The sequence below is a fragment of the Streptomyces sp. NPDC031111 genome (assembly GCF_055570675.1).
The window spans coordinates 461,622-475,249 of the sequence record NZ_JBVIGS010000003.1 but is presented as its reverse complement, the minus strand read 5'-3'; the positions used below and the strand labels follow the sequence as shown (position 1 = coordinate 475,249).

At 72.3% G+C, this 13,628-nt stretch carries 8 protein-coding genes; 2 read left to right on the top strand and 6 right to left on the bottom strand.

Translation table 11 applies throughout. The features are described from left to right. Positions 1–31: 31 nt before the first annotated feature. From ACZ470_RS09235 to ACZ470_RS09220, 4 genes are all read right to left on the bottom strand, one after another. A complete protein-coding gene (locus ACZ470_RS09235; protein WP_468425901.1) occupies positions 32–1,081 on the bottom strand; it encodes a LacI family DNA-binding transcriptional regulator in 1,050 nt (349 codons plus the stop codon). 65 nt (positions 1,082–1,146) lie between these two features. Then, positions 1,147–3,588, bottom strand: coding sequence for a glycoside hydrolase family 3 C-terminal domain-containing protein (locus ACZ470_RS09230; protein ID WP_468425899.1), 2,442 nt, complete (start codon positions 3,586–3,588; stop codon positions 1,147–1,149). 30 nt (positions 3,589–3,618) lie between these two features. Continuing rightward, positions 3,619–5,373: a discoidin domain-containing protein gene (locus ACZ470_RS09225; RefSeq protein WP_468425897.1), complete on the bottom strand. Its 1,755-nt coding sequence runs from the start codon at positions 5,371–5,373 to the stop codon at positions 3,619–3,621. A 98-nt stretch (positions 5,374–5,471) separates the two neighbouring features. Next, the gene (locus ACZ470_RS09220; RefSeq protein ID WP_468425895.1) at positions 5,472–6,542 is read right to left on the bottom strand and encodes a DUF1996 domain-containing protein; all 1,071 of its coding nucleotides are present in this window, start codon (positions 6,540–6,542) and stop codon (positions 5,472–5,474) included. A gap of 254 nt (positions 6,543–6,796) precedes the next feature. On the opposite strand from ACZ470_RS09220, the gene ACZ470_RS09215 reads away from it, so the two are divergent. Then, a complete protein-coding gene (locus ACZ470_RS09215; protein ID WP_468425893.1) occupies positions 6,797–8,596 on the top strand; it encodes a coagulation factor 5/8 type domain-containing protein in 1,800 nt (599 codons plus the stop codon). 108 nt (positions 8,597–8,704) lie between these two features. On the opposite strand, the gene fusA is transcribed toward ACZ470_RS09215, so the two are convergent. Then, entirely contained in the window at positions 8,705–10,753 is a 2,049-nt protein-coding gene (fusA, locus tag ACZ470_RS09210; RefSeq protein WP_468425892.1) for an elongation factor G, read from the bottom strand. Between the two features lie 406 nt (positions 10,754–11,159). On the opposite strand from fusA, the gene ACZ470_RS09205 reads away from it, so the two are divergent. Then, positions 11,160–12,572, top strand: a complete 1,413-nt coding sequence (locus tag ACZ470_RS09205) for an MFS transporter (protein ID WP_468425890.1) — start codon at positions 11,160–11,162, stop codon at positions 12,570–12,572. 52 nt (positions 12,573–12,624) lie between these two features. On the opposite strand, the gene ACZ470_RS09200 is transcribed toward ACZ470_RS09205, so the two are convergent. After that, entirely contained in the window at positions 12,625–13,512 is an 888-nt protein-coding gene (locus ACZ470_RS09200) for a C40 family peptidase (protein WP_468425888.1), read from the bottom strand. Positions 13,513–13,628 lie beyond the last annotated feature (116 nt).

Sequence of the window (13,628 nt, the reverse complement as noted above, 5' to 3'; positions counted from 1 at the left end):
GGGCTGCACTCCCCGCCCCGCCGGCCAGGCGTTACGCCGAGTCGCGTACCACCAGTTCCGGGTCGAAGATCAGCGACGTCGGCTCGCCGCGCCTCCCCCGGATATGGTCGTCGAGGAGACTCGACATCGCCGCCGCCATCTCCTCCACCGGCTGCCGCACCGTGGTCAGCCGTGGCCGGCAGGTGACGGCCACGCTGGAGTCGTCGAAGCCGACGACCGCGACATCTCGAGGCACCCGCCGCCCGTGGTCGCGCAGCACCTGGACCGCCCCCTGTGCCATCAGGTCGTTCGCGGTGAACACCCCGTCCAGATCGGGGTGTTCGGCGAGCAGGGACGTCATCGCCGACATCCCGCTGTCGACCGTGAAGCCGCCCTCGGCGACCGGCACACAGGCGTGCCCGTGCCGGGCCAGGGTGTCCCGGAACCCCGCCAGGCGCTCCTGGCTCGCGGCGACGGCCAGCGGGCCGGCCACGGTGACGATCCGGCGGCAGCCCCGGGCGAGCAGGTGCTCGGCGGCGAGCCTGCCGCCCTCGCGGTGGGCGAGGTCGACGTAGCTGAGCGGTACCGGACGTCCGGGCCGGGCGAACAGCACCGCCGGCAGCCGGGCGTCGGCGAGCAGCGCGGGCAGCGGGTCGTCGGGGTGGGTGGACACGACGAGCGCGCCGTCCGCGCCGCCCTGCCTCAGATAGTTCACGACCTCCTGCCGGGCCCCCGGGGTCTCGGCGAACATCAGCACCGGATGCATGGAGCGCGGCCGCAGGTGCCCGACCACACCGCCCACCACACGGCCGAAGAACGGGTCGGCGAACACCCGTGTGGCGAAGGCGATCTGCTCCCCCTCTCCGCCGTCGGCCCCGTCCCCCGCGCCGGAGACCACCAGCGCCACGGTCGCGGTGCGCCGGGTGACCAGTTGTCTGGCGGCCTGGTTGGGGGCGTAGCCGGTCCGCTCGATGGCCCGGCGGACCACGTCCTGGATGGCGGGGTCCACGTTGCGGACGCCGTTGACCACCCGGGAGACAGTGGCCCGGGAGACGCCGGCCTCCCGTGCCACGTCCTCCAGGGTCGGGGCCTGTCTGCTCATGACCGCACCTTAACCGGCGGGTCCGCCCACCCGGTAGAGCGCTCTCCCGCCCCTGGTCCGGGGTGTCATCCGGCGGTGCCGACCTCCACCTCGCCCGCCAGCGGCAGTTCCCCCGCCGACCGCCCGGCCAGCACCCGGCAGGGCCCCGGTTCCGTGCGCCAGGCGTGCTCCGCGACCGACCAGTGCCGAAGCGCCCGCGCCGGGATCCGCACCCGTGCCGTCACCGCCTCCCCCGGCCCGGCGTGCACGGCCGCGTATCCGGCGAGCCACCGCGCGGGGCGGTCGACCGGTCCGGGCGGCCGGGCGAGGTAGACCTGGACGACCTCCCGGCCCGCCCGTCCCCCGGTGTTGCGCACGCGCACGCACACCGTCAGATCCTCGCCCGCCCGCCACGACGCCGGGACGGTCAACTCCTCGTACGCCCAAGTGGTGTAGCCGAGCCCGTGGCCGAACCAGTAGGCCGGGGTGCGGTGTTCGCGCAGCCAGCCGCGGTAGCCGATGTGCAGGCCCTCGTCGTAGGAGAGCCGGCCGTCGACCGGGAGGGTGCGGACGACGGGCGCGTCGGTGAGGACGGCCGGCCAGGTGGTGGGCAGCCGGCCGCCCGGCTCGGCCCGTCCGAAGAGCACGTCGGCCAGCCCTCCGCCGCCCTCCTGACCGGGGAACCAGGCCAGCAGGACCGCGCCCGCCGCCTCGCGCCACGGCATCTCCACCGGCCCGCCGCTGTTGACCACGGCGACCGTGCGCGGGTTGGCTGCGGCGACGGCGTGGACCAGCGCGTCCTGGGTGTCGCCGAGGCCGAGTCCCGTCCGGTCGCGGCCCTCGGACTCGCCGTGCTCGGTGGTGCCGACGACCACGATCGCCGCGTCCGCCGCACGGGCCGCGCGGGCCGCCTCGGCCAGGGACGCGGCGACGTCGGGGGCAGGCGGGGCGGCGCTGACGACGGTGGCGCGGCCGGTGCCGGGCGCCAGTTCGCGGCGCGCCACCAGGAGGGCGTCCCGGCCGGCCACCAGGTCGGCGGTGGCGTACCGGGCGGGCGGGTCGACGTGGACGATCGCCGGGTCGTCGGTCGTCGGCGGGTACTCGCCGTCCAGGAGGACCCTCCCGTCGAGGGTCAGGCTCATCCGCCCGAAGCCCGCGACGCCCAGCGTCCAGGAACCCCCGGTGCGGGGGTGCAGCCGGGCGCTGATCTCGACGGTGTGCGCGCCCGGCACCAGGCGCGGCTCCAGCAGGCGTCCGCCGCCGCGCCGCTCGGCGTACAGCTCGCCGCCGTCGGAGTCCAGCACGCGCAGCAGCACGCCGGGCCGGCCGGAGCGGGGGTCGGTGCACAGCGTGGCGTCCAGCGCGGGCGCCGGGCCGTCCGGGCGGGGGCCCGGGACGTGGACGACGCGGGCCCGGCCGCGCAGGGCGGCGCGGATCCCGTCGAGGACGGACACCTCATGCTGCGGGAAGACGCCCGCGCTGCCGCCGCCCTGGGTGCGGGTCCGTACGGCGTGCTCGCCGAACACGGCGACCGTTCCGAGGCGGTCGGGGTCCAGCGGCAGCACACCCCGGTTGCTCAGCAGGACCGACCCGGCGGCGACCGCCCGCCGGGCCAGGGCCCGTACGTCCCGGGTGCGGACGGGGACCCGGGCGGGCGGCCGTTCGTCGCCGAGGGCGCCGCAGCGGGCGGCGAGCCGCAGCAGCCTCCGCGCCTTGTCGTCGACGGCCGCTTCGGGCACGCTGCCGTCGGCCACCGCGCGGGCCAGGGCCTCGCCCCAGGGGCCGTCCGGACCCGGCATGGCGAGGTCCAGGGCCGAGCGCGCGGTGTTCACGGTGTCGCGCACGGCTCCCCAGTCGGAGACGACGACACCGTCGAAGCCCCACTCGCTCTTCAGCGGGTCGGTGAGCAGCCCGCTCGCGGTCATCGTGGTGCCGTCGACCTTGTTGTAGCCGGCCATGACCAGCCGGACCCCGGCGGCCACCGCGGCCTCGAAGGGGGCGAGGTACACCTCCCTCAGGGCGCGCTCGCCGACGCGTACGTCGACGGTGAGCCGGTCGGTCTCGGAGTCGTTGGCCACGTAGTGCTTGGCCGTCGCGGCCACCCCGTGGGCCTGGACGCCCCGGATGAGGGCGGCGCCGATACGGCCGGTGAGTTCGGGGTCCTCGGAGAAGCACTCGAAGTGCCGGCCGCCCAGCGGGCTGCGGTGCAGATTGAGGGTGGGGGCGAGCAGCACGTGGACGCCCTTGCGCCGCGCCTCGGCGGCGAGGAGGCCGCCGAGGCGTTCGACGAGTGCCTCGTCCCAGGTGGCGGCGAGCGCGGTGGGGCACGGAAGCAGCACGGAGGTGCCACGCTCGTCCCACGACTGTCCGCGTACGCCCGCCGGACCGTCGGACATCACCAACTCTCGCATTCCCACGCCGACTTCGGCGCGCGTGCGCCAGTTGGTGGCGCCGCTGAGCAGCAGCGCGCGGGCGCGCGGCGTCAACTTGCCCAGCAGCCGGTCGATGTCGTCCTCGCTCGTCCCCACCCGGGTCCCCACCCTTCTTGTCGCAGCGCGTCAGCTGAAGACGCCGAACTCGTACAGCGAGTAGCCGTAACCGGTGCCGCGTCCGGTGCCGTTGACGCGGACGTAGCGGCCGGTGCCGGTCACGTCGAGGGTGTCGACGCCGCCGTTGCCGTCGGTGACGGTGTGCACGGTCCGCCAGTTCTGCCCGTCGTCGGAGGTCTGGATGGTGTACGCCTTGGCGTAGGAGGTCTCCCAGTGCAGCTGCACGTGCCGGAAGGCGGTGCGGGTGCCGAGGTCCACCTGGAGCCACTGCGGGTCGCTCCAGTCACTGGCCCAGCGCGTCTCCGGGTTTCCGTCCACGGCGTTGGCCGCGGGGCACGGGCAGTCGCCGTAGCTCGGCTGGAACGACGAGGCGGTGGCCGGCCTGCCCAGGGCGACGTTCGTGCCGTCCACGGCCGGTGGCACGACCCGCGCCGAGAGGGTCTCCACTCCGACGTTGCCCTTGCCGTCGCTCGCCTTGACGTACAGCTTCCACACGCCGGGGCGGTCGGGAGCGGTGACCTTCAGGCGTCCACCCCCCAGGTCGGTGAAGGGCAGGGTGGTCAACTGCTTGCTCTGGTCGATGTAGTTGCTGTTGGCCTGCACCTCGTACGTGATCGGGTCGCCGTCCGGGTCGGTGGCGCGCGTGGTGAGCACCAGGTCCTTGCCCGCCTGCACCCGGCCCGCGTCGCCCTCGACGCCGAAGCCGGAGATCACCGGTGGTGTGTTGTCGCCGGAGCCGGCACCGCCGTACGCCCGCTTCACGGCGTAGTACGACAGCCGCTTCTGGCCCGCCGGGAGGAGGTTGAACCAGATGCCGCCGAAGTCGTACTCGGTGCCGTAGTGGAACAGCGTCGCGCCGAGGGCGACCCCGCGGTGTCCGGTGACGCAGTTCCACGCCTTGGTGTAGCCCTCGGCCTTGGCCTGGTCGGTGGGCTCCCTCGGTACGCCGTTGGCGTCGTCCGGCACCTCCCACTCGCCCGCCGGTCCGGACTCGGTGACGATGTACGGCTTGGTGTAGCCGCCCTGTTCCCAGGCGGCCCGGACGTCGCAGACGGCGTCGTAGGAGTTGACGGCGTACAGGTCGAGGTCGGGGGCGTTCTTCTTGTAGTACGGCCAGGCGCCGACCCAGGCGTCGGTGGAGGTGACCGGGTGGTTCGGGTCGACGGAGTGGATCCTCTTCGCCACGTCGTTGACGAAGGTGGTGTAGGCGTCGCGCTGTCGCTCGAGTTCGTCGCCGCTGTAGCAGTTCTGAAGGCCGAGCACGGACTCGTTGCCCACGTTCCACATCAGCACGCCCGGATGGTCCTTGTACTCCTGCACCCACCGGGGGAACTCGGCGAGCATCCGGTCCTTGTACCCGGTGTCGGTCACGTAGTTCACGCAGCCGCCGCTGCCCGGTCCGCCGCCGGGCTGGAGCCAGAAGCCGGCGATGACCTTGATGCCGTGGGCGGCGGCGGAGTCGAGCAGGGGCCTGCTGCTCGCGTCGGTGCCCCAGGTGCGGATCGTGTTGACGCCCATGGACTTCAGGTCGGGCATGTACCGGCCGGCGTCGGCGACGGAGGGGCCCCAGGTCAAGCCCTTGACCTGGTAGGGGCTGCCGTCGACGGTCAACTGCCAGTCGCCCTGGCCGCCGGTGACCTTCACGACGCTGCCGGCGGCGTGCGCCTGCGGGGCCGGCAGGGCGGTGAGGGCGCCGAGGGTGAGGAGGGCGGCGGTCAGTGGAGCGGTGAGTCTGCGGGTGGCGGGAGTGCGGGGTCGGCTCATGTGGGGTCTCCCGAGTACGGGGTTACGGGGTTACGGGGTTGGGGGCGGCCCGGCCATGGCGGGGGAAGCGCACGGCCGGGCCGTGGGGCTCAGGCGGGTCAGGGGAGTTCGTAGTGCTCGTTCAGCGCGGCCCCGGCCTCGGGGTGGGTCTCGTCGTAGCCGCGCGCGTTGCACTGGAGACCGCCGACGATGCAGTGGTCGACCATGGCCTTCAGGGTGCGCTCGTCCCAGGCGTTGAAGAAGTCGTAGTGGAACGAGTGGCTCGGGCCACTGGCCAGTCGCACCCGCGACAGATCGCCGTTGACCGGGAAGGCCATCTTGAACTCGATCATCGGCAGGGCGACCGGGTGACTGGCCGGGCAGATGTTGTTGTTCGTGCCGGGGTTGACCACCGGGTAGGACATGTGGCTCTGGTGGTCCGGTGTGTCCAGGTTGCGGCCGTCCCAGCAACTGGGAGCCTGGAAGCGGATGTTGACCTGGACGTCCCGGCGGTCGGGGCAGTCGGCCGGGAACTCGACGTTGAAGAAGCTGTCACCGCACTCCCAGCCCTCGACGAAGCCCGGGTGGTCGCGGAACTCCTGGGCGCTCTGCGTGGGGCTGCCGACGACGTACCGCAGGCCCTTGGGGAAGGGGCGGACGCTGGTGTAGTCGGTGACGCCGGCCTTGTAGTAGATGACCTGCAGGCCCACCGGCAGCACCGGTTCGTCGCCGTCGTACATGGTGGGCATCCAGTACGCCGAGCGGTCGCCGGGGGCGAGGCAGGTGGTGGACCCGGCGTCGAGCGAGGCCGTGGTGCTGTGGGCATTGGTCGTGGTGTTGCCCATGAAGGTGTGGTCGTGCGACCTGCCGGGCTGCTGCGGGTAGACGATCGGGTCGTCGGGTGCCGTGTGGGTGACCGAGCAGTTGGCCTGGAACTCGTGGAAGTAGCGGTGCGGCGGTTCCTTCGTGGACGGGGTGACGCCGGTGACCGGCGGGTTCGCGGGGATGTAGCCGTCGCCGTCCGGGTCCTCGGGCGAGGCGGCGGTGGAGACCGCCATGGTGTGCCCGGCGTGCGTGGTCGGGGCGGTGTCGGTGTCGGCGTTGGCCGCGACCGTGCCGACCCCGAGCGAGGTCAGCAGTAACGCGCTCGCGATCAGGGTGCCGGACAGAACTCTTGATCTCCGTGGCATGGAGACCTCCTGAGAAGGTCGGGGAAATTCTCGGAGAGCGCTCTCCCACGGACGGAGTGTTGAGTGCGGGACGGAAGGTGTCAAGGGATGCGGTGCGAGGATCAACGGCCTCCGCACGCTCACTTGTTGAACACATCAAAGGTTCCACGGTCATAACTCTTGACGTGTCTCGCACACGGATGAAGCATGCACACCCAGAGAGCGCTCCCACACCCCCACTTCGTTCACTTTCCGAACAAGGAGAGAGCCGCCCCATGCCCGCTTCCCCCACCAACTCCGCCACGCCCGAACCCTCCGGGGTCCGGCGCCGGGCCCTGCTGGGCGCCGCCGCGGCCGCTCCCGTACTGGCCGGCCTGTCCGGGACGGCCTCCGCCGCGCCCGCGCCGCGGCGCAGGAAGCCGCGCCGGCTGAAGGCCGGCGGCGACCTCGGCCCGAACGTGATCGTCTTCGACCCGTCCACCCCGGGCATCCAGGCCCGCCTGGACGAGATCTTCCGGGAGCAGGAGCGTGCCCAGTTCGGCACCGGCCGCTACCAACTGCTGTTCAAGCCGGGCACGTACAACGGTCTCAACGCCCAGATCGGCTTCTACACCTCCATCTCCGGGCTCGGCCTCTCCCCCGACGACACCACGATCAACGGTGACGTGACGGTCGACGCCGGCTGGTTCGACGGCAACGCCACGCAGAACTTCTGGCGTTCGGCGGAGAACCTGGCGGTCGTCCCGGTGAACGGCACCAACCGGTGGGCGGTGGCGCAGGCCGCGCCGTTCCGCCGGATGCACGTACGCGGCGGGCTCAACCTCGCGCCGTCCGGCTACGGCTGGGCGAGCGGCGGCTACATCGCCGACAGCCGTGTCGACGGCACGGTCGGCCCGTACTCGCAGCAACAGTGGTACACCCGGGACAGTGCGGTCGGCGGCTGGACCAACGCCGTGTGGAACATGGTGTTCTCCGGTGTCGAGGGCGCCCCGGCGCAGAGCTTCCCGGACCCGCCGTACACCACGCTCGACAGGACGCCGCTCTCCCGCGAGAAGCCCTTCCTGTACCTCGAAGGCGACGAGTACCGCGTCTTCCTGCCGGAGCTGCGGACCGACGCGCGCGGTGTCACCTGGGGCAACGGGACCCCGCGCGGCACCTCCCTGCCGCTGAACCGCTTCTACGTCGCCAAGCCCGGCGACTCGGCGGCCACCTTCAACCAGGCACTCGACCAAGGCCTCAACCTGCTGCTCACGCCGGGCATCTACCACGTGGACCAGCCCGTACGGGTGAGCCGCCCCGGCACGGTCGTCCTGGGCCTCGGCTACGCCACCCTGATCCCCGACAACGGCGTCACCGCCCTGACGGTCGACGACGTCGACGGCGTACGGCTGGCGGGCTTCCTGATCGACGCCGGGCCGGTCGACTCGCCCGTTCTGCTGGAGGTCGGCCCGGAGGGCGCCTCCCGTGACCACTCCGCGAACCCGATCACCGTGCAGGACGTCTTCATCCGGGTCGGCGGTGCCGGTCCCGGCAGGGCGACCACCGGCATGGTGGTCAACGCCCGGCACACCATCATCGACCACACCTGGGTCTGGCGCGCCGACCACGGCGACGGCGTCGGCTGGGAGACCAACCGGTGCGACTACGGCGTCGTCGTCAACGGCCACGACGTCCTCGCCACCGGCCTGTTCGTCGAGCACTTCAACAAGTACGACGTGCAGTGGAACGGCGAACGCGGCCGCACGGTCTTCTTCCAGAACGAGAAGGCGTACGACGCCCCCGACCAGGCCGCCATCCAGAACGGCTCGATCAAGGGCTACGCGGCCTACAAGGTCGGCGACCACGTCACGACCCACGAGGGCTGGGGCATGGGCAGCTACTGCTACTACAACGTGAACCCGAGCATCGTCCAGCACCACGGCTTCGCCGCCCCCGACCGGCCGGGCGTGCGCTTCCACCATCTGCTGGTGGTGTCGCTCAGCGGGAACGGGCAGTACGAGTGCGTCATCAACGACACCGGTGCCCCGACGTCCGGCACCAACACCGTGCCTTCCATGGTGGTGTCGTACCCCTGATCCCGGCGCCCGCGGCACGCCCCGACCGACGCCGGGGGTCGGGTGTGCCGTACGGCGGCGGTGGCGGCCCCTTCCGGCTGAGCTGCGGGAGGGGCCGCCGTTCACGCGTTACCGCGTCGGCGCGGGGGCCGGTGCGGGGGCGTACCCGGTGGGCCGGGTGGTGAAGGTGCCGCGGCCCTGGGTGCGGCTGCGCAACCGGGTCGCGTAGCCGAACAGTTCGGCCAGCGGCACGGTCGCGGTGACGACCGCGGCGCCCGCCCGGGTGACCGAGCCGGTCACCCGGCCGCGGCGGGCGGCCAGGTCACCGAGGACTCCGCCCACCGCGTCCTCGGGCACGGTGACCGTGACCTCGACGACCGGCTCCAGCACGACCATCGCGCAGGCCCGCAGGGCGTCCCGCAGTCCGAACCGGCCGGCCGTGCGGAACGCGGTGTCCGACGAGTCCTTCACGTGGGTCGCCCCGTCGGTGAGGGTGACCCGCAGGCCGGTCACCGGGTGACCGCCCAGCGGTCCCTCGGCGAGGGCGTCCCGGCAGCCCGCCTCGACGGCACGGACGTACTCCTGCGGCACACGGCCGCCGACGACCGCCGAACGGAACTCGAAGCCGTCGCCGGGCGTGTCCGACGGCTCGACGTCGAGGACGACATGGGCGAACTGCCCCGCCCCGCCGTCCTGTTTGACGTGCCGGTACACGAACCCGGACACACCGCGACCGACGGTCTCCCGGTAACTGACCCGGGGGCGGCCGACGTTGACGGCCAGACCGTGATCACGCCGGACCTTCTCCACCGCGACCTCCAGATGCAGTTCGCCCATGCCGGACAGCACCGTCTGACCGGTCTCCGGGTCGGTGCGCACGACCAGCGAGGGGTCCTCCTCGGCGAGCCGCGCCAGTGCCGACGCCAGACGTCCGGTGTCCGTGCCCTTCAGCGCCTCGACCGCCACGGAGACGACCGGCTCGGCGACCCCCGGAGGCTCCAGGACCAGCGGGGCGTCCGGCGCGCACAGCGTGGAGCCGGCGCGGGCGGACTTGAGTCCGACCACGGCGACGATGTCGCCGGCGACGGCCCGGTCCAGCTGGGCGTGCCGGTCGGCCCGGACGCGCAGGATGCGCCCGACGCGCTCGGTGCGGCGTGCGGTGGCGTCCCACACGGTGTCTCCCTTCTCGATCGTTCCCGCGTAGACGCGCAGGTAGGTCAGCCGTCCGGTGGCGGTGGCGTTCACCTTGAACGCCAGGGCGGCCAGCGGTGCCGCCGGGTCGGCGGCCCGCTCCCGCTCCGTGCCGTCGTCGTCGGTGCCGCGGACCGGCGGCACGTCGAGCGGCGACGGCAGATAGGCGAGCACGGCGTCCAGCAGCGGTTCGATGCCCCGGTTGCGGTAGGCGGAGCCGCACAGGACGACGACGGCGTCACCGTCGCGGGTCAGTTCCCGCAGGGCCTCGGTGAGCGTGCCGGTGCCGATCGCGCCCGTGTCGCAGAACTCCTCCAGCGCGCCGGGGTGCAGTTCGGCGACGGCCTCCTCCAGCAGCCGGCGCCGTCTGCGCGCCTCGTCGAGCAGTTCGTCCGGCACCGGTGCCGCGTCGCGGGCCTCGCCCTCGTCGGTCCAGGTCAGGGCCCGCATGCGCAGCAGGTCGACGACACCGGTGAAGGTGTCCTCCGCGCCGATGGGCAGCTGGACCGCCAGGGGTGCGGGGTGCAGTCGCTCCCGGATGGAGGCGACGGCGGCGTCCAGGTCGGCGCCGGCCCGGTCCATCTTGTTCACGAACGCGATGCGCGGCACACCGTGCCGGTCCGCCTGCCGCCACACCGACTCGCTCTGCGGTTCCACACCGGCGACCGCGTCGAACACGGCGACCGCGCCGTCGAGGACGCGCAGGGAGCGCTCCACCTCGTCGGCGAAGTCGACGTGGCCGGGGGTGTCGATGAGGTTGACGCGGTGACCGTCCCAGGCGCAGCTCACGGCGGCGGCGAAGATGGTGATGCCCCGGTCGCGTTCCTGCGGGTCGAAGTCGGTGACGGTGGTGCCGTCGTGCACCTCTCCGCGCTTGTGCGTGGTGCCGGTGGCGTACAGGATCCGCTCGGTGACGGTGGTCTTGCCGGCGTCGACATGGGCGAGGATGCCGAGGTTGCGGACGGTGGCGAGTGGGTTGGTGCGCATGGCCCGTGGCCTTTCGGATGTTTCCGGAGTGGGCGGCGCGATTCCCCGGCGCACGACGTCGGACGCCCTTTGAGGTGTGGGGCGTCGGGGATCAGGCGTGCGTCGCGGGCATCCGGTGCCGGCCGCGCAGCGGGCACCGGACGGAACGGGACACCAGGATCACCACGGACCGACGGGACCGGGAACGGGGAGCGACAGCGGCGGCGTGATCACGCACGGCCCGTCTCCCCTCACTGGTCATGAGCGCACCGCCCGACGGCCGGGCGGCGCGTGCTCGGTGAGTGTAGGGAGGAAGGGGAGGGCGGGGCCACGCAATATTCGGCGTCTCACATTGCGGTATGTCGTTCCTGAGAAATGAGATGTCTGAGATCGTCGGTGCAACCGTCCCACCTGGAAAGACCGTGAAATGCCCGCACCAACCACCAGTCCGGCCCCGGCACCCGTCAACTCGCGGTCCCGCGTCCTCATCGCGAGCCTCATCGGCACGACCATCGAGTTCTACGACTTCTACATCTACGCGACCGCCGCCGTACTGGTCTTCCCCGAGCTCTTCTTCCCCAGCAGCGACCCGACCACGGCACTGCTGTCGTCGTTCGCGGTGTTCGGCGCCGCGATGGTCGCCCGCCCGATCGGCGCCGTGGTCTTCGGACATCTCGGTGACCGGCTCGGCCGCAAGGGCACCCTGGTCGCCTCGCTCCTCACCATGGGCATCGCCACCTTCCTGATCGGCGTGCTCCCCACCTACGCCCAGGCCGGCTGGATCGCCACCGCGCTGCTGGTGCTGATGCGGCTCGCGCAGGGCTTCGCGCTCGGCGGCGAGTGGAGCGGTGCCGCCCTGGTCGCCACCGAGAACGCCCCGAAGGGCAAGCGCGCCCTCTACGGCACGTTCCCGCAGCTGGGCGCCCCGCTCGGCTTCATCATCGGCAACGGCCTCTTCCTGATCATCGGCGCGCTGCTGCCGTCCGCGGCGGGCGCCGACCCGTCCCAGCCCTCGGACGCCTTCCTGAGCTGGGGCTGGCGGGTGCCGTTCCTGTTCTCCGCCGTGATGGTGGCGATCGGCCTGTGGGTGCGGATGCGCCTGGTGGAGGCGCCGGTGTTCGCCAGGACCCGCGAGGCCGGGCTGGTGCGGAAGCTGCCGCTGGCCACCGTCTTCCGCGGCCATTGGAAGCAGCTGGTCCTCGGCACCTTCTTCATGCTGGCGACGTACGTGCTCTTCTACCTGATGACCACGTTCTCGTTGAGCTACGGCCGTACGCCGGAGGACGCCGCCGTGCCCGGACTGGGGTACGACTACACGACGTTCGTCCTGATGATGATCTTCGGGGTGCTGTTCTTCGCGGTGTTCACCCTGGTGTCCGGCCCGCTCGCGGACAAGTACGGCCGGCGCGCCACGCTGATCCTGGTCACCGCCGGGATCCTGGTCTTCGGTCTGATGTGGGTCCCGCTGATCGGCATGGGCACGCTGGGCGTGGTGCTGTGGCTGGTGCTCGGCTTCACGCTGATGGGCATGACGTTCGGGCCGATGGGCGCGCTGCTGCCGGAGCTCTTCCCGACGAGCGTGCGCTACACGGGCTCGGGCATCTCCTACAACGTCAGCTCGATCCTCGGCGCGGCCGTCGCCCCGTTCATAGCGGTGGCCCTGTGGGAGACCGGCGACGGCTCGCCGTGGCTGGTCGGCGTCTACCTTTCGACGATGGCGCTGCTGACCCTGGTCGCGCTGCTGCTCGGCAAGGAGACGAAGGACGTCGCGCTCGACGAGGGCGAGGCCGCCGTCACCTCCGACGGGGACAGGACGCCGGCCGTCACCGCGGCTCCCTGAACCGTCCGGCGTCCGCGGCCCTCATCCGGAGACGGATGGGGGCCGCGGTGCGTCATGGTGTCGGTGGCACCGTCGTCCCGCAGTCGGGTACGCCGTCGAGCCACGCCGGTCCCTTGATGTAGATGTTGGTCACCCACGCCTTGTAGTCCGGCAGATACGACCACACGTCGTTGGTGTAGCCGTCGGAGGTGACCAGTTCGGCGTGCTTCTGGCACTGGACGCGGATGGTGGTCGAATACGGGAAGGCGTAGACGCGGGCGGCGCTGGTGGAGGGTTCGGCCTTGGTCCACACGCCGGTGCCCCACGTCTGGTGGATGTGACCGGTGACCGCCCCGGTGTTGACGCGGACGGCGCCGAAATAGCCGCTGAGGCGGACGTCACTGACCATGATCCTGGTGCCGGATTCCCTGGCCTCGACCATCTTGCCCGCGCCCAGGTAGATGGCGATGTGGTGCAGGTCCTGCGAGGTGCCCCAGGCGAGCAGGTCGCCCGGGAGCAGCGGGGCCAGGCCCTGGGCGGCGGTGAAGCGGGCGGCGGCGCGGTGCGTGTAGTGCTGCTGGCCGGCGATGCCGTTGAGGATGTCCGAGCCCGCTGCCTCGGCGTAGGCGTGGCGGACCAGGCCCGAGCAGTCGAAGCCGAACCGTTCGGGGTCGTGCTCGCTGTCCGGGTCGGTCGGGTCGACCTGGCCGTACGTGGGGCCCGGCTGGGGGCCGTGCCCGCCGCCCCAGGTGTACCAGGTGCCGGCCGCGACCTCGGCGCAGGCGGCGGCGATGGCGCGTTCGGCCGCCGCGGAGGCTCCGGGTGCGAGGACGCCGCAGGCGTCGGCGGACGCACGCTGGACGGGCGTCGCGGTGTTCGCGGCGGCGGCGGACACCGGCGCCCAGAGGAGGAAGGCCAGTAAGGCGATCAGTGTGCGGATGAGACTGGTCCGGCGGACCATGCCGGGACCCCCGTTTCCTGTAGGTGGTGCGGGAGTGGTCGTACAGCAGCCTGCTGACGGTGCGTCGCGCCTGTCGAGATCCGGGTGTCGCCTCCCGCCAACGGGCAACGGGAAAC

Coding starts and splice junctions, on each gene's coding strand:
- ACZ470_RS09235 (WP_468425901.1), bottom strand. CDS start 1,081: ATGAGCAGACAGGCCCCGACCCTGGAGGACGTGGCACGGGAGGCCGGC.
- ACZ470_RS09220 (WP_468425895.1), bottom strand. CDS start 6,542: ATGCCACGGAGATCAAGAGTTCTGTCCGGCACCCTGATCGCGAGCGCG.
- fusA (WP_468425892.1), bottom strand. CDS start 10,753: ATGCGCACCAACCCACTCGCCACCGTCCGCAACCTCGGCATCCTCGCC.
- ACZ470_RS09215 (WP_468425893.1), top strand. CDS start 6,797: ATGCCCGCTTCCCCCACCAACTCCGCCACGCCCGAACCCTCCGGGGTC.
- ACZ470_RS09205 (WP_468425890.1), top strand. CDS start 11,160: ATGCCCGCACCAACCACCAGTCCGGCCCCGGCACCCGTCAACTCGCGG.
- ACZ470_RS09225 (WP_468425897.1), bottom strand. CDS start 5,373: ATGAGCCGACCCCGCACTCCCGCCACCCGCAGACTCACCGCTCCACTG.
- ACZ470_RS09200 (WP_468425888.1), bottom strand. CDS start 13,512: ATGGTCCGCCGGACCAGTCTCATCCGCACACTGATCGCCTTACTGGCC.